Source organism: Hyphomicrobium sp. (genome assembly GCF_019744875.1).
GTDB lineage: Bacteria > Pseudomonadota > Alphaproteobacteria > Rhizobiales > Hyphomicrobiaceae > Hyphomicrobium_C.
In genome coordinates, this window is record NZ_JAIETU010000005.1 from 897,206 (window position 1) to 911,463 (window position 14,258).

The window sequence follows — 14,258 nt, forward strand, 5'->3', positions numbered from 1 at the left end:
ATGGCGCGCTGGACCATCAGGCAGCGGCTTCTCAAAACCCTGATCGGGCTGGTTGCCGTGCTCTGGGTGTCGGGCGTGACGATTGCCGGCCTTACGGTGCGGCACGAACTCGACGAGGTGTTCGACAGCGCGTTGCGGGAGACGACCGGGCAGATCATTCCCATTGCCTTGCATCAGTACAAGCTGATGGGCCCGGAGGCGGCCGTGGCGAAGGCGGGGCAGGGCCAGACCACGTCGTTTCAGGCCAGCCGCGGCCATGTTCATTACTATCTGCAGGACCCCCAGGGCGTGGTGCTCGTCGCCTCGGACGGCGCGCCGGGCGTGCCGCCGCCGGGGTCTTTGCGGGACGGCTTCCACAACAGCGGCGGGTTTCGCTACTACTCGAAGTTCCTGCGCCAGGAGAAGGTGCGGATCGTGGTGGCGCAGGAGCTGAAAGAGCGCTCGGAGGCAGCCGTCGGGCTGTGGCTGGGATTGGCGTCGCCGCTGCTCGCGCTGCTGCCGCTCGCGGTGTTCGCCATTCTGCGCACCGTCAATCGCGCGACCGAGCCGATGGCGCGCGTGTCGCGCGAGCTTGAGGCGCGCAGCGGAGACCACCTCGATCCGCTCGACAGCTCGGACCTGCCGGGAGAGCTGACGTCCGTCATCGAGGCCACGAACACGATGATGGAGCGGCTCAAGGCGGCCATCGGGTCAGAGCGTGCGTTTGCCGCCAACGCGGCCCACGAGCTGCGCAATCCGATTGCGTCGGCGCGGGCGCAGATCCAGTTGCTGGCGGCCAATCTCAAGGGAACGCCCGACAGCGTGCGGGCGGAGAACGTTGCCTCGCAGCTCGGCCAGCTCGGGCGGCGCGTGGAAAAGCTGCTGCAGTTGGCGCGGACCCAGGCTGGCCTCGGGCGCGGCCGGGAGCGGAGCGACCTCGGCGCCGTGACGAATATGATCGCGGATGAATATGCGTGGCGGCCAGAAGTCTCCGCCCGCCTGGCGCTCGAGACACCCGCGGATGCGTGCTGGGTGGCCATGGACCAGGATGCGCTGGCGATCGTGCTCCGGAACGTGATCGAGAACGCCGTGCATCACGGAGACACGACGGCGCCGATCACCGTTCGCGTGCAAGGCGACCACAGCGTGCGCGTCACGAATGGGTGCGCCACGATCCCGCCGGATGTGCTGGCCGGGCTCAAGAAGCGGTTTCGCCGCGGCGGTTCTCCGGGCAGTCCCGGCGACGGGCTGGGTCTTGCGATTGTCGATGCGTTGATGCGGCAGGCAGGCGCGGGGTTCGAGATGTCATCGCCAGCCGAGGGGCGTGCCGACGGGTTCGAGATTGTGCTCAAGTTCCCGGGCGCGCTCTAGGCTTAGAGCGAGGATGCGGTCGCCATCAGCGGCGGGGCGTGCTGCACGACCCAGAGAATGTTCGTCGAGCCGTCGACGATGTCGCGGGCGATGGCGATGCCACAGGTCATCAGCGCCAGGCCGGCAAAAATCAGAAACGTTTCGAAGCTGCGCTTGCCGCTGCGCTGATAAATCAGCGTCAAGCCGCCTGCGGCGATCATGGAGGCGGCAAGCGATGCCAAAGGAAGCGTCATGGTGCCCTCGAAGGTCCTGTGTGCGGGCACCATGACTCCTCAACATGAAAGTAACCTGACAACGAGAGGCCCGCCGCGCAAATGGCTGCGGACAGGGAAATCGGGAGGGATTTGGACCGAATTCGGTGGGTTGTGTGCCGCAGAGCGCCCGCCGGAAACCGGGTGTTCGGGCGATGCGGCTAGTCGACCGGCAGCGATTTCGAGCGGTGAAAGCGCCGGAACGCCTCCGACGGCAGCTCGCCGAACATCGATTTGTAGTCGTGCGCGAACCGCCCGAAGTGCCAGAACCCCCAAAGGGCGGCCGCGTCCGCCACCGAGGTCGCGTGCTTGATCGAGCGGCGGGCGCCGTTCAGCCGGACGGCGCGCAGATACGTCGACGGGCGGATGCCCACGGTCTCCAGGAAGCAGTACTGCAGGGCGCGCCGGCTCACGCCGAGGTTGCGGCATAGGTCTTCCACCGTCAAAGCGCTGCCGTCACGCCCCTGGGCGGCAAGCTCCCGGACCTGGCTTACGATGTGGGAGCGGCGCGACGGACGCAGCGGCTCCCCGACTTCGTCCGTTTCGAGGGCAAGCGCGCTCGCAAGGCCGGCGGTGATGTCGCGTGTCATGGCCGACAAGCGAAGCGTGTCGAGCGCGATACCGGGCGACTGGGTGAGCACGTCACAGGCATCGACGAAGAGCTGCCGGAGGCGATCGGCGTTCTGGGCCGATACCGATCGCAGGTGCGGCTTGCGCAGGACGCCCATGACGGCGTCGCACTCGTCGGCGGTGAGCACGCTGCGCAAATTCTCCTCGGCGAAGACGAAGCCGGCCATGTCGAGGCCGCAGGGCGAGAAGAACTCGAAAGCCTCGTCGCCGGAGAAGACGTGAAGCTGCGTGCCGTCGCACTGCCGGCCGCAGAAGGTGGCGTTGCCGCTCAGCGCCAGCGGCACGCCGACGGCGACGGTGCCCGCGCCCAAGACGCCGGTCTGGTAGAGAGCGTTGCTCGTCACCTCGCGGAAAAGTTGCACGCGCTCGATGTTCGCTTCCAGAAACGCACCCTGGAACGATCCGGCCGACATCTGGTCGTAGGTCTGGTTCCAGCCGCGCAGAAGGGCAGCCTGCTCGTCGATATCGTGCGTGCGCGCGACGTGCATCTGCGCGTGGCCGGCTGGCGGCGGCGGTATCCCTTCAGGCGCGTTCTGCGATCGGTTCGACAAGGTCGTGACGCCGCTCTGCTTGAACCACGGACCACCGAGTGCGAACGACCGCTGGGATCCCTTGAACTAAAGTCGACGGCAGGCACGACCTGCCAAAATTGGATAGACGACATAGTAGCGCAGTTCTAGCGTCGATCGCTACTGCACGTCGAGCGGTCGATGCTGCATTGCAGCGCGACCCCAATAAAAACAGTGCTCAAGGGGAATGCCATGGAAACGTCGGGTCACGGCGGTGTCGAGTACGATAAAGTCGACAAGGAATATTTCGAAAAAAGGCAGTTGAAGCGAGGCGCGGCCGGGCCATTGCTGCTCGTTGGCCTGGGCATCGCCTACGTTATTTCCGGCGACTATGCCGGCTGGAACTTCGGCCTTGCCCAGGGTGGCTGGGGCGGCTTGATGATCGCGTCCGTGATGATGGCGCTCATGTACACCTGCATGTGCTTCGCCCTAGCCGAGCTCGCCACCATCGCTCCGACGGCGGGCGGCGGCTACGGTTTCGCCCGGCGCGCCTTCGGCCCCTGGGGCGGCTTTCTGACCGGCACCGCGATCCTGATCGAGTATGCCATCGCGCCCGCGGCGATCGCCGTGTTCATCGGCGGCTACATCAAATCGCTGTTCGAGATCGACATCGCCCAGTGGGTCGTGTCGGCGGCGTTTTTCGGCATCTTCCTCGGCATTCACATTTACGGCGCCGGTGAAGCTCTGCGGCTGATCTTCGGCATCACGGCCTTGGCGGTGATCGCGCTCATCGTCTGGATCTTCGCCATGGCGCCTTTCTTCGACAGCGCGAAGTGGTTCGACATTGCCGTCAATCCGGAAGCGACCGGCGCATCGTCGTTCCTGCCGTTCGGCTATCTCGGCATCTGGGCGGCCATTCCATTCGCCATGTGGTTCTTCCTCGCGATCGAGGGCGTGCCGCTGGCGGCTGAGGAAACGAGCGATCCGAAGCGCGACCTGCCGCGCGGTCTTATCGGCGGCATGTTCGTGCTGTTGGCGTTCTGCGCACTGATCATGATCCTCGGGCCGGGCGGCGTCGGCTCGGAAGCGCTCAAGGCCAACACCAATCCGCTGGTGGCGGCGCTCGAGCATCCCGCGACGTACGGCGGGCCGACCTGGATTTCGAAGTTCGTGAACTTCGTTGGTCTCGCCGGCCTTATCGCCAGCTTCTTTTCGATCATCTACGCCTACTCGCGCCTGGTGTTCGCCATGTCGCGTGCGGGCTACCTGCCGCGCGGCCTGTCGCTGACCAACGCGCGCCAGTCTCCGTGGGTGGCGTTGATCGTTCCGGGCATCGTCGGCTTTCTTCTGTCATTGACCGGCCAGGGCGATCAGTTAATTCTGATGGCCGTGTTCGGAGCGACGATTTCGTACATCCTCATGATGGCGTCTCACATCAAGCTGCGCCTTGCCGAGCCTGATCTGCCGCGTCCCTATTCGACGCCGGGCGGTGTGCTGACGTCGGGCATCGCGCTGGTGCTGGCGTGCATCGCGCTCGCGGCGGTGTTCGTGGGCGACACGAAGATGATGGTCGGCGATCATGCGGTCAGCGTCGCCTTCCTCTCGGCCATCGCCTACGCGATCCTCGTTGCCTACTTCGCAATCTACAGCCGGCATCATCTTGTGGCGGCTGCCCCAGGCGAGGAAGCGCCCTACTAAGTCATCGGAAACCTCCATCGGCGAGTGCGCATCATGTCCTATCTGCAAACTGTTGGCGGCCACCGCTACGTCTTCGAGACCCTCAAAGTGCTGATGGCGAAAGCCACGCCGGCACGATCTGGAGATTATCTCGCGGGCGTTGCGGCGGGTGACGACGAGGAGCGGGTGGCGGCTCAGATGGCGCTCGCCGATGTACCGTTGCCCGTGTTCCTTTCCGAACACGTCGTGCCCTACGAAACGGATGAGGTGACGCGCCTCATCATCGACGATCACGACGCGAAGGCGTTCAGTGTCGTTTCGCACCTGACGGTCGGCGGATTTCGCGACTGGCTGCTCTCGGATGCGGCCACGGAAACGTCGCTCGCGGCGCTGGCTCCGGGCCTGACGCCCGAAATGGTGGCGGCCGTGTCCAAGATCTGCCGAGTGCAGGACCTGGTGCTGATCTCGCAGAAGTGCCGCGTGGTCACGAAATTCCGCAACACGATCGGGCTCAAGGGGCGTCTCTCGACGCGGCTTCAGCCCAACCACCCGACCGACGACCCGACCGGGATCGCGGCCAGCATTGTCGATGGTCTCATGTACGGCAACGGAGACGCGGTGATCGGCATCAACCCGGCCACCGACAGTATCGCCGCCGTCACGACGCTGATCGAGATGCTGCACGAGGTCATTACGCGCTACAACATTCCGACCCAGTCGTGCGTGCTGACGCATGTGACGACGAGCATCGAAGCCATCAACCGCCGCGCGCCGCTCGACCTCGTGTTTCAATCGATCGCCGGTACGCAGGCGGCCAACAGCAGCTTCGGCATCAATCTCGCGCTGCTCAAGGAGGGCTATGACGCGGCCCAAAGCCTGCAGCGCGGTACCGTCGGCAACAACGCCATGTATTTCGAGACGGGCCAGGGCAGCGCGCTCTCGGCCAACGCGCACCACGATGTCGACCAGCAGACGCTCGAAGCGCGCGCCTACGCGGTGGCGCGCAAGTTCCGCCCGCTGCTCGTGAACACCGTCGTCGGCTTCATCGGCCCCGAGTATCTCTACGACGGCAAGCAGATCATTCGCGCCGGTCTCGAGGATCATTTCTGCGGCAAGCTGCTCGGCGTGCCGATGGGTTGCGATATCTGCTACACGAACCACGCCGAAGCCGACCAGAACGACATGGACACGCTGCTGACGCTGCTCGGCGTATCCGGGATCACGTTCATCATGGGCATCCCCGGCTCGGACGATATCATGCTCAACTATCAAACGACGTCGTTCCATGACGCGCTCTATGCGCGGAAGGTTCTGGGCCTCAAGCCGGCGCCCGAGTTCGAGGCGTGGCTGCATCAGGCGGGCATCTTCGAGGATGGCGCCGACCTCAAGCTGGCCGACACGCTGCCCAAGCCCTTCCAGCGCGCGCTCGCGCATCTGCACTGAGATCCTGCGTCCATCCGAGGCTGCCCATGTCAGACGCACCGAAGACCATCGTCGTCACCAATCCGTGGAGCAAGCTGCGCCAGTACACGCCGGCGCGGATCGCGCTCGGGCGGTCCGGCACGAGCCTACCGACGACGCCGCATCTCGAATTTCAGTTGGCGCATGCGAGAGCGCGAAACGCCGTCCATCACGAGATCAATGTCGAGGCGCTCGAAGCGGCGCTTCAGAAGCGGGGTCATGCAACGCTGGTGCTGCACAGTGCCGCCGGCAACCGGCCCGTCTACCTGCAGCGGCCCGACAAGGGCCGCAAGCTGGACGACGCCTCGCGCGAGGCGCTGGTCGCCGCGCCGAAGCCGGCTGTGCCCTACGATGTCGTTTTCGTCATCGGCGATGGGCTTTCGTCCTTCGCCATCGAGGAGAACGCTGCAGCGTTTCTCGACGTGATGGTGCCCGCGCTGGGGGCCTCGCATTGGAACATCGCGCCGCTGGTGCTCGTCAAGGAAGCGCGCGTGGCGGTCGGCGACGAGGTGGGCGAGCTCTTGGGCGCGAAGATGGTTGTGGTGCTGATCGGCGAGCGGCCGGGGCTCAGCTCGCCCGACAGCATGGGAATCTACATGACGCTCAATCCGCGCGCCGGATTGACGGACGAGTCGCGCAACTGCATCTCGAACGTTCGCCGCGAGGGCCTCTCCTACGAAGGCGCGGCGCACAAGCTGCTCTACCTGATGACCGAAGCGCGCCGGCGCGGGCTTTCGGGCGTGCAGCTCAAGGATGAGGCCGAAGCGCTGCCGAGCACGCTGACGACGTCAGGCGAGAACTTCCTGCTCGGAAACGAGTGAGCGGCGGGAGCGCGACCAGCGAGCGCGCAAGTATCACGGTTCCCCTGCGAGCGCTGGGGCGGTGTCCGGGTTCATGTCATCGTCTCCCTGCTCGGCGTCGAAACGCCGTCGGGCGCTGTCGATCCGATGCAGATTGTCGCTGATCCACGCCGCGAGGTCTTTTAGGGGACCGACGATGTCGCGCCCCAGATCGGTCAGGTCGTATTCGACGCTCGGCGGTTTGGTGGGGTGCACGGTGCGCGTGACGAAGCCGTCGCGCTCAAGGCCGCGCAGGGTGTTGGCGAGCATTTTCTGAGAGACGCCGCTGATCGAGCGACGCAGCGCGCTGAAGCGCTTCGGTTCGGACGCCAGTTCCAAGACAACCAGCACGGTCCACTTTTCGCCGATGCGCCCCAAGGCGGCCGTGAGGCAAGAGTTGGAGGCGGTTTCTCCTGAGTGACCTCGTTCCAAAAACGTGCCTCCTTGTGATGGTCCGGCGTGGTTCCCACTATGCAGCATGTCACCAAGGGAGATCATCTCCTTTCGGGGTAGGGGGAGTGATCCGGACTTATGAAACAGACGATTTTGATTACCGGCGGAACGGCCGGGATCGGGCTTGCGCTGGCAGAAGCCTTTCTGAGCCGTGGCGACGACGTTGCGGTTTGCGGGCGATCTCCCGAAGCGCTCGCACGCTTTTCGGCCGCGCATCCTGAAGCGCTCGCCATTCCGGCCGACGTGACCGATGCCAAGGCGAGGGCCGCGATGCTGGATGCCATCGCCAGCCGCTTCGGGAAGCTCGACGTGTTCATCAGCAACGCCGGCACGTTCGTCGAGCGAGACTTTACCGGCGCGGCGGAGGCTGCCGAGAACCTCGAACAGGAAGTTGCTCTCAATCTCACCGCGCCCATCCAGTTGACGGGCGAAGTGCTCAAGTGTTGGCCGGATATCGGTGCAATCGTGTTCGTCAGCTCGGGCTTCGCCTTGGTGTCTCCGGCCCGCGCGCCGACCTACGGTGCTGTGAAGGCCAGCTTGCACGGCTTCGCGGAAGGGCTGCGCCGGCAGTTGCTCGCCAAGGGGACGCATGTGCTCGAAGTTCTTCCGCCCGCGACGGACACCCGGATGAACGCGGGCCACGAGGGAAAGAAGATGGCGCCGGCGGAGGTTGCCGCCGTCACGCTGGAAGCTCTTGCGCGCCGCAGGCCGATGGCGCTGCCTGGGGTCATCCGGATGCTTCCGGCGTTGCTGCGGATCGCGCCGAAGAGCATCAATCGCATGGTCGGGGCGATGTGAGCGGGCGTTCAGGCATAGGGCGTGCGCGCCATCGCTGCTTTGAGGCCCACGCTTCCCTTGTCGACGATGGCGAGGAATGCGGCGTTCGCTTTTGCCGTGTCTCTCGTCTCGCGAAAGGTGAGGTGAGCCTGGAGAAGCGCGACTGCCCACGTCGCCAGGAGCGTCGCGGCGGCCAGTCGGGCGTCGGGGTCGGTCGGCTCGCGCCCTACGCTTTCGGCCATAGCGGTTGCAACGACCTGCGCGAGTTCGTCGCGGATGGCCCTGGCGCGCGCCTTGAGCGTTTCGCTGCGCTCGATGGTTTCGACGAAGCTCTGGCTGCGTTTTGAAAACTCGACGTAGGGGCTCTGCTCCGCCACCAGCCGGTGAGCGAGCAGGCGGAGCGCCTCGATCGGCACGATCCGGCGCGGCCGATTTCGCAAGGCTTCCCGCAGGATATCGCGGCCCTCCTCGTCGCGATCGAAGAACATGTCTTCCTTGCGGGCGAAGTGATTGAACACGGTCATTCGCCCCACGTCGGCGGCGGCCGCGATCTCGTCCACGGTCACGTTGTCGAAGCCGCGCTCGAAGAAAAGGCGCGTGGCGACATTGGAGATGTTCTGCCGCGTGGCGAGGCGTTTGCGGGATCTGCGGTCGGTGGGTGTTGACATGGGGCGATAGGTACCACATCTCATGGCTGTACTAAGTATATTTTTGTGCTTAGTACACATCAATAGTCCAGGGCGGCCGTTTTGCCCGATGCGCGCCAGTTGGCGCGACGCGGGGAAGCGCTCTCGCGTCCAGGTTTTCCGAGTTTCCAGGCTTACCGGCCGATAGGCCGAGGGCCGGCAGGAGCAGGTCATGAAAGCAGTTCAGTTCAGCGGATACGGCGGCCCGGAAGTCGTCCGCGTGGTCGAGATCGATGCGCCGCATGCCGGCCCAGGCCAGGTGCGGATCGCCGTGCGGGCGGCCGGCGTCAATCCGTCGGACTGGAAGCGCCGGGATGGCCAGTATCGCGCCTTCGAGGATGTGACGTTTCCCGCAGGCTTCGGCGTCGAGGCGTCGGGCCTCGTGGACGAGGTCGGTTCAGGCGTTTCCGGCGTCGCAGTTGGAGACGCGGTGTTCGGCTTCGGTGAAAACACCATGGCCGAGTCCGCGCTTCTGACGTACTGGGTTCGCAAGCCGGACGATCTGCCCTTCGAGGTAGCGGGTGGACTGCCGGTGATCGTGGACACGGCGACGCGTGCGCTCGAGGAAGTGGGCGTGTCGTCCGGCCAGACGCTCCTGGTGAGCGGCGCGGCGGGCGGCATCGGTTCCGCTGTCGTTCAGCTCGCACGGAACAAGGGCATCTCGGTCATCGGCACGGCGAGCGCGCAAAAGCACGACTATCTCCGCGAGCTCGGCGCAATCCCGACGACCTATGGTCCGGGCCTCGCCGAGCGCGTGCGGGCGCTCGCGCCGCTCGGCGTGAACGCTGCAATCGACGTCGCCGGATCCGGGGTCATCCCCGAGCTGATCGCGATCGTCGGCGATCCCTCGCATGTTCTGTCGGTCGCCGACTTCTCGGCCGAGACCTACGGCGCGAAGTTTTCCCACGGCCCCCCGAAGGATCCGGAACGAATCTTTGCCTTCGCGGCGCGCCTCCATTCCGAAGGCCGTTTTCGCTTGCGCATCGAGCGCGCCTTTCCGCTGGAGCAAACCGCGGACACGCAAAAAATCAGCGCCGAGGGGCGCGTGACGGGAAAGCTCATCATTTCCATTGGCTGACGCGCCTGCAAATTCCTCCCGGCCCCGCTCTTCAGAGCCCGCAATGAACACCCCCCTTGTCGTCATCTACGCTGCGATTTGTCTCGATGCCGTGGGCGTCGGGCTCATCTTTCCTATTCTCCCGCGGCTTCTCGAAGATGTGGCCCACACGCAGCACATCGCGCCGACGATTGGGATCATGGTCTCGCTCTACGCGCTCATGCAGTTCATCTTTGCGCCGGTGCTTGGCGCCCTGAGCGACAACTTCGGGCGGCGTCCCGTCCTTCTCGTCTCGCTGGCGGGCGCCACGGTCGACTATCTCGTCATGGCGTTCGCGCCGCAGCTCTGGATGCTGATGCTCGGGCGCGCCATTGCCGGCTTGACCAGCGCCAGCACTTCGGTTGCCGCGGCCTACATCACGGACATGTCTCCGGAGGATGTGCTGGCCCGCCGGTTCGGCCTGTCGAACGCGATGTTCGGCATTGGCTTCATCATCGGACCGGCGCTCGGCGGAATTCTCGGCGACCAATGGCTTCGGCTGCCGTTCATCGCAGCGGCCGTGCTCAATGGCTGCAATCTGCTACTGGCACTGTTCGCCCTGCCGGAATCTCGCACGCCCACGCGCCAGAAGCTCGAACTTGCGTCGCTCAATCCGCTGCGGCCGCTGCGCTGGATGTTCCAGATGAAAGGGCTGCTGCCGATTGTGTTCGTCTACTTCCTGCTGAGTGGCGCCGGCGAGGCCTATGGCACGTGCTGGGCGCTATGGGGGTTCGATACGTTCCAGTGGAACGGGATGAGGATCGGCTTGTCGCTCGGCGCGTTCGGCATCTGCCAGACGCTGGTGCAGGCGTTTTTGCCCGGTCCCGCGGCCAAGTTTCTTGGAGAGCGCTGGGCCGTCGTTGCCGGTCTCACGTGCGCCTGCGTCGCTCTTTCTCTCATGGCTTTCGCCAACCAGGGCTGGATGGTGTTCGCCATCATGCCGGTCTTTGCGCTCGGCGGAATCGGCACGCCCGCGTTCCAGGCGTTGGCGACGCGGCAAGTCGATGCGGCGTCCCAAGGCCAACTCCAAGGCGTGCTGGCGTCGGCCGTCAGCCTCGCGTCCGTCATCACGCCGCTGGTGTTCTCGACGTTCTACTTCCTGGTTCAGAAGGAGTGGCCGGGCGCCATCTGGCTCCTTGTCGTCGCTGTCTACGCAACTGCAGTTCCGCTGGTTTTTCTCGGCACACGGAGCGCACGCGGGGCACTGCCCCTGCTCACCGCGCGCCGTGCGTCTTAATCGATGGAGGTTCTCATGAAATTCGCATCCACCCGACTGATTGCCGCCGACGTCAAGGCGATGGTCGCGTTCTACGAAATGGTGACCGGACAGAAGGCGCAGTGGCTTGCGCCGGTGTTCGCGGAAATCGTCACGCCGGGTGCGACGCTCGCGATCGGATCGGTCGAGACGGTGGCGCTATGGAAGGATGGGAGCGCGGAGCCCGGTGCCAATCGCACCGCTGCGCTCGAGTTCCAGGTGGCGGATATCGACGCCGACTACGCGCGGCTCAAGGACAAGGTTCCGCTCGTCCATGAGATCAAGACTATGCCTTGGGGGAACAAGACGTTCCAGTTCCGCGACCCTGAAGGCACAGCGGTTTCGCTCTACATGCCGGCGACGGAAGAGGCGAAGAAGCGCTTCAGCGGCAGGTGATCCGGTCGGCGTTTCTCTGGTTCGCAGGATGATCGCGGAATGGAGAGACGGCCATCTTGGGAGACGTCGGGTATCAGCGGGCACGGTCTTTGATGGCCGTGCCTTCGTGCGTTGGTGACTCTGTTTTCACCGCGGCGGTTCGGGATAGCGAGTGGCCGCAAGAGTTACGGCCATCAGCAGCGAGACGCGCGCGGGATCCGGACAGCTGCCCGCGTTGGACGGCCATGCGGTTCCCCACGCGCGGTCTCATCGTCAGATCTTCGTCTCGATCATTGGGGCTCGTTCGCTAAGCGGCAGCTCCTGCCGAGTGAGCTCGATGAGTGCCGGGTCGCTCTGCGTGGTTTCGGGATACTCCGGCAAGCGCCAGTCGCCGCCCCTGTCGTGCGACTTGAACCTCGCGATCAAGTCCGGAATGCGAAGGGCGCTCGCTAAGCGGGCCAACAAGAGCAGGAGGCCAACGCCGAACTTCGTCTTGGGCATGCCCATGCGCAAGAGGGTGGGGCTGATGTTCTGGATTTCATTGACGAAGGGCCGCAGCGTTCTGTCGTAGCGCTCGAATGCGCGCGGGAGATTTTCGACATCGCGGTTGATTTCGCCTGCCAAGACGTAAGCGCCCACCAGCGCGCCTGATACGCCCATGCCGCTGAACGGCGAGGCGCAATGCGCGGCGTCGCCGACGAGCACCACGCGCCCGCTGTGCCAAGTGTCCGTGCGGACCTGCACGACTTCCTGCGAGTAGAAGCTGGGCGTCGTTTGCATGCCCTTGATGAAGCGGTCGGTCTGCCAGCCGGCGTCGCGGAAGCGCTTGGCCCAGAATTCTTTCTGCCTCTCGGGCGATGCCCTGTGCACGGCTGAGGCTTCCTCGGAGGTTTCCCGGAGCACGAAGTAGACCTGCGTTTCCGTGGGATTGTGGCTTCGCCGCATGATCATGCGGCCGCCGGGGGCGAGATAGGTGTTGCGGATGTTGCCGTCGTCGGCGTGCGTGCGGGGGATGAACCAATAGGCCATGTGGATGCCCATCCGCAGATAGGGATCGGGCGCATCGAGCGGGAGAATGTCTCGTCTTATCCGCGAGCCCTGACCATCGGCCCCGACCAGAATATCGAACGTGTCGGACGTACCGTCGGAAAACTGAGCCAGCACCTTCCGCCCGTTCTGCATGAACCTCTCGACGCTCGTGCCGAAGACGTACTCGACGTCGTCCTTGGTCGCGTCGTGGAGAATCCGCACCACGTCGCCCCGCATGATCTCGTAGTCGGACGTCAGGGATTGCACCCCTTGGCCAGACCGGTTGGCCATGATCGTCGCGCCGGTGCGGCCGTGGGAATCGATGAACGAAACGCCCGCCTCGTCGACGCGCTTGCTCCGAATGGTGCCGATGAGGCCCATGCGCTCGGCCGCCTCGATGCCTTGCCCACGCAGATCCACCTGCGCGCCCGTTGCCCTGAGGGCCGAGAAGCGCTCGACGACGACGACGTGATGGCCGCTCCGAGAGAGCCAGTAGGCGAGGGCGGGGCCTGCGATGCCGCAGCCGCAAATCAGAACCTTGAGGGAAGGCTTATTGGAACGCTCAGACATGGGGGAACTCCGCAAATCTATCACTGATAGGGAGCTTGCAACATTCCCTATCACTGATAGATTGTCAATATGAGCAAACTGAATCGTGAAGCCGTTATTGCCGCAGCCCTGGATCTGCTCGACGAGGTTGGCCTGGACGCCATCAGCACCCGGCAACTCGCAAAGCGCCTCGGCGTCGAGCAGCCGTCGCTGTACTGGCACTTTCGGAAGAAGGAGGACCTGCTCGCCGCGATGGCCGCGACGGCGATGGCGCCTCATGCGACCAAGCCGCTTCCGACGGCATCCGACGACTGGGCCGAGTGGTTCCGCGAGAACACGCGCAGCTTCCGGCGAACGCTGCTGATGCGGCGTGACGGTGCACGGCTCCATGCCGGCTCGCGACCCACAACGGAGGATATGGAGCGGATCTTCCGGAAGTTGGATTTCCTGATTGCCTCCGGCGTGCCGGAGCACGATGCCCGCGCGGCGATGATTGCGTCAGGCCGCTTCACGGTGGGCAGCGTGCTGGAGGAGCAAGCGGAAGCCAGTTTCGACGTGGCCAAGGGCGAGCCGCCGGCAGATGATCCTTCGATCGATCATGAAGCTGTTTTCGAGGACGGGCTGAGCCTCATCCTCGATGGTCTTGCGGCAAGACTGCCAGGCGGCGCATCGGCGGGTGCAGGTGGGGGAGCCGTTAAGCGGAAAGGCCGAAAGAGCTAAGCGCTACGAGTTGCACCGCCGCGATGCAGGACCAGTTCGTTTCGGCAAAAGCTGATCGAGGGTGATCTCTCCGAAGCGCTCGACGAACAGCGCCTCTGCCTGCGCCATCGTGTCCGTGAGGGCCGCGTTCACGTTTTTCTGGATCATGCAGTCAGGGCGCTCGCTCCGATTGCCGATGGCAAACAGAGTGGGGCGATTGAGGGCCTCGTAGACGTCGAGCAGCGTGATCTGCTCCAGCGGACGCGACAGTTGCCAGCCGCCGCCGTGGCCTTTGCCGGACTGGACATGGCCCGCTTCGCGCAATCCGGCCATCGTCCGGCGAAACACCGCCGGGTTGGTGCCCATGCTTTTGGCGAGCACGTCCGAGGTCAACGGTTCATCAACCTGCGCCATGTGCAGCAGCACGTGCAGCACGTCCGACAGCCTAGTGTCCTTGTTCATTCGCATGTCCGTTCGGTGAACGCCGTGTGCGACGATCCGATTCAATTTCTTACGTATCTGTTGTTGATACGTGATGGATTGCTCGCTATATGTATCTATAACTGATACATGAGGTGATCGCGCGATGTCCACTGTTGCCGGCTCAGTGCTTGTGTTCTCC

Annotated in this window: 15 protein-coding genes; 9 read left to right on the plus strand and 6 right to left on the minus strand. The window is 64.6% G+C overall.

Going from position 1 to position 14,258, the window contains the following annotated elements:
* Positions 1-1,350 (plus strand): HAMP domain-containing sensor histidine kinase, encoded by a 1,350-nt coding sequence (locus K2Y42_RS14200; protein WP_291153669.1) that lies wholly within the window; start codon positions 1-3, stop codon positions 1,348-1,350.
* A gap of 2 nt (positions 1,351-1,352) precedes the next feature.
* Here the strand turns inward: K2Y42_RS14200 and K2Y42_RS14205 are convergent, their stop codons facing one another.
* Both K2Y42_RS14205 and K2Y42_RS14210 read right to left on the minus strand, forming a co-directional pair.
* Positions 1,353-1,583 (minus strand): hypothetical protein, encoded by a 231-nt coding sequence (locus K2Y42_RS14205; protein ID WP_291153672.1) that lies wholly within the window; start codon positions 1,581-1,583, stop codon positions 1,353-1,355.
* Between the two features lie 179 nt (positions 1,584-1,762).
* Positions 1,763-2,782: a helix-turn-helix domain-containing protein gene (locus tag K2Y42_RS14210; RefSeq protein WP_291153674.1), complete on the minus strand. Its 1,020-nt coding sequence runs from the start codon at positions 2,780-2,782 to the stop codon at positions 1,763-1,765.
* 210 nt (positions 2,783-2,992) lie between these two features.
* Here K2Y42_RS14210 and eat point away from each other — a divergent pair, with 210 nt between their 5' ends.
* From eat to eutC, 3 genes are read left to right on the plus strand one after another with little or no spacing between them, the layout of a single operon-like run.
* A complete protein-coding gene (gene eat / locus K2Y42_RS14215) occupies positions 2,993-4,438 on the plus strand; it encodes an ethanolamine permease (RefSeq protein ID WP_291153676.1) in 1,446 nt (481 codons plus the stop codon).
* 33 nt (positions 4,439-4,471) lie between these two features.
* Entirely contained in the window at positions 4,472-5,860 is a 1,389-nt protein-coding gene (locus K2Y42_RS14220; protein ID WP_291153677.1) for an ethanolamine ammonia-lyase subunit EutB, read from the plus strand.
* A gap of 26 nt (positions 5,861-5,886) precedes the next feature.
* Positions 5,887-6,699 carry an ethanolamine ammonia-lyase subunit EutC gene (gene eutC, locus K2Y42_RS14225; protein WP_291153680.1) on the plus strand — a complete coding sequence of 271 codons (813 nt, stop codon included), beginning with the start codon at positions 5,887-5,889 and terminating at the stop codon, positions 6,697-6,699.
* A gap of 33 nt (positions 6,700-6,732) precedes the next feature.
* On the opposite strand, the gene K2Y42_RS14230 is transcribed toward eutC, so the two are convergent.
* Positions 6,733-7,095, minus strand: coding sequence for a helix-turn-helix domain-containing protein (locus tag K2Y42_RS14230; RefSeq protein ID WP_291153682.1), 363 nt, complete (start codon positions 7,093-7,095; stop codon positions 6,733-6,735).
* Positions 7,096-7,248: 153 nt separating this feature from the next.
* Here K2Y42_RS14230 and K2Y42_RS14235 point away from each other — a divergent pair, with 153 nt between their 5' ends.
* Entirely contained in the window at positions 7,249-7,968 is a 720-nt protein-coding gene (locus K2Y42_RS14235; protein WP_291153684.1) for an SDR family NAD(P)-dependent oxidoreductase, read from the plus strand.
* 8 nt (positions 7,969-7,976) lie between these two features.
* Here the strand turns inward: K2Y42_RS14235 and K2Y42_RS14240 are convergent, their stop codons facing one another.
* Positions 7,977-8,615: a TetR/AcrR family transcriptional regulator gene (locus tag K2Y42_RS14240; protein WP_291153685.1), complete on the minus strand. Its 639-nt coding sequence runs from the start codon at positions 8,613-8,615 to the stop codon at positions 7,977-7,979.
* 190 nt (positions 8,616-8,805) lie between these two features.
* On the opposite strand from K2Y42_RS14240, the gene K2Y42_RS14245 reads away from it, so the two are divergent.
* Genes K2Y42_RS14245 through K2Y42_RS14255 form a run of 3 tightly spaced genes read left to right on the plus strand, consistent with a single transcriptional unit; the run spans position 8,806 to position 11,380 of the window.
* A complete protein-coding gene (locus K2Y42_RS14245) occupies positions 8,806-9,711 on the plus strand; it encodes an NADP-dependent oxidoreductase (protein ID WP_291153687.1) in 906 nt (301 codons plus the stop codon).
* A 43-nt stretch (positions 9,712-9,754) separates the two neighbouring features.
* Entirely contained in the window at positions 9,755-10,966 is a 1,212-nt protein-coding gene (locus tag K2Y42_RS14250; protein ID WP_291153688.1) for a TCR/Tet family MFS transporter, read from the plus strand.
* A 15-nt stretch (positions 10,967-10,981) separates the two neighbouring features.
* The gene (locus tag K2Y42_RS14255; protein ID WP_291153690.1) at positions 10,982-11,380 is read left to right on the plus strand and encodes a VOC family protein; all 399 of its coding nucleotides are present in this window, start codon (positions 10,982-10,984) and stop codon (positions 11,378-11,380) included.
* Between the two features lie 252 nt (positions 11,381-11,632).
* Here the strand turns inward: K2Y42_RS14255 and K2Y42_RS14260 are convergent, their stop codons facing one another.
* A complete protein-coding gene (locus K2Y42_RS14260; protein ID WP_291153693.1) occupies positions 11,633-12,958 on the minus strand; it encodes an FAD-dependent monooxygenase in 1,326 nt (441 codons plus the stop codon).
* A gap of 69 nt (positions 12,959-13,027) precedes the next feature.
* Here K2Y42_RS14260 and K2Y42_RS14265 point away from each other — a divergent pair, with 69 nt between their 5' ends.
* Positions 13,028-13,657: a TetR/AcrR family transcriptional regulator C-terminal domain-containing protein gene (locus K2Y42_RS14265; protein WP_291153696.1), complete on the plus strand. Its 630-nt coding sequence runs from the start codon at positions 13,028-13,030 to the stop codon at positions 13,655-13,657.
* A gap of 3 nt (positions 13,658-13,660) precedes the next feature.
* On the opposite strand, the gene K2Y42_RS14270 is transcribed toward K2Y42_RS14265, so the two are convergent.
* Positions 13,661-14,098 carry an Rrf2 family transcriptional regulator gene (locus tag K2Y42_RS14270; RefSeq protein ID WP_291153698.1) on the minus strand — a complete coding sequence of 146 codons (438 nt, stop codon included), beginning with the start codon at positions 14,096-14,098 and terminating at the stop codon, positions 13,661-13,663.
* Positions 14,099-14,258: the final 160 nt, after the last annotated feature.

Coding starts and splice junctions, on each gene's coding strand:
- K2Y42_RS14250 (WP_291153688.1), top strand. CDS start 9,755: ATGAACACCCCCCTTGTCGTCATCTACGCTGCGATTTGTCTCGATGCC.
- K2Y42_RS14220 (WP_291153677.1), top strand. CDS start 4,472: ATGTCCTATCTGCAAACTGTTGGCGGCCACCGCTACGTCTTCGAGACC.
- eutC (WP_291153680.1), top strand. CDS start 5,887: ATGTCAGACGCACCGAAGACCATCGTCGTCACCAATCCGTGGAGCAAG.
- K2Y42_RS14245 (WP_291153687.1), top strand. CDS start 8,806: ATGAAAGCAGTTCAGTTCAGCGGATACGGCGGCCCGGAAGTCGTCCGC.
- eat (WP_291153676.1), top strand. CDS start 2,993: ATGGAAACGTCGGGTCACGGCGGTGTCGAGTACGATAAAGTCGACAAG.
- K2Y42_RS14260 (WP_291153693.1), bottom strand. CDS start 12,958: ATGTCTGAGCGTTCCAATAAGCCTTCCCTCAAGGTTCTGATTTGCGGC.
- K2Y42_RS14235 (WP_291153684.1), top strand. CDS start 7,249: ATGAAACAGACGATTTTGATTACCGGCGGAACGGCCGGGATCGGGCTT.
- K2Y42_RS14270 (WP_291153698.1), bottom strand. CDS start 14,098: ATGAACAAGGACACTAGGCTGTCGGACGTGCTGCACGTGCTGCTGCAC.
- K2Y42_RS14240 (WP_291153685.1), bottom strand. CDS start 8,615: ATGTCAACACCCACCGACCGCAGATCCCGCAAACGCCTCGCCACGCGG.
- K2Y42_RS14265 (WP_291153696.1), top strand. CDS start 13,028: ATGAGCAAACTGAATCGTGAAGCCGTTATTGCCGCAGCCCTGGATCTG.
- K2Y42_RS14200 (WP_291153669.1), top strand. CDS start 1: ATGGCGCGCTGGACCATCAGGCAGCGGCTTCTCAAAACCCTGATCGGG.
- K2Y42_RS14205 (WP_291153672.1), bottom strand. CDS start 1,583: ATGACGCTTCCTTTGGCATCGCTTGCCGCCTCCATGATCGCCGCAGGC.
- K2Y42_RS14255 (WP_291153690.1), top strand. CDS start 10,982: ATGAAATTCGCATCCACCCGACTGATTGCCGCCGACGTCAAGGCGATG.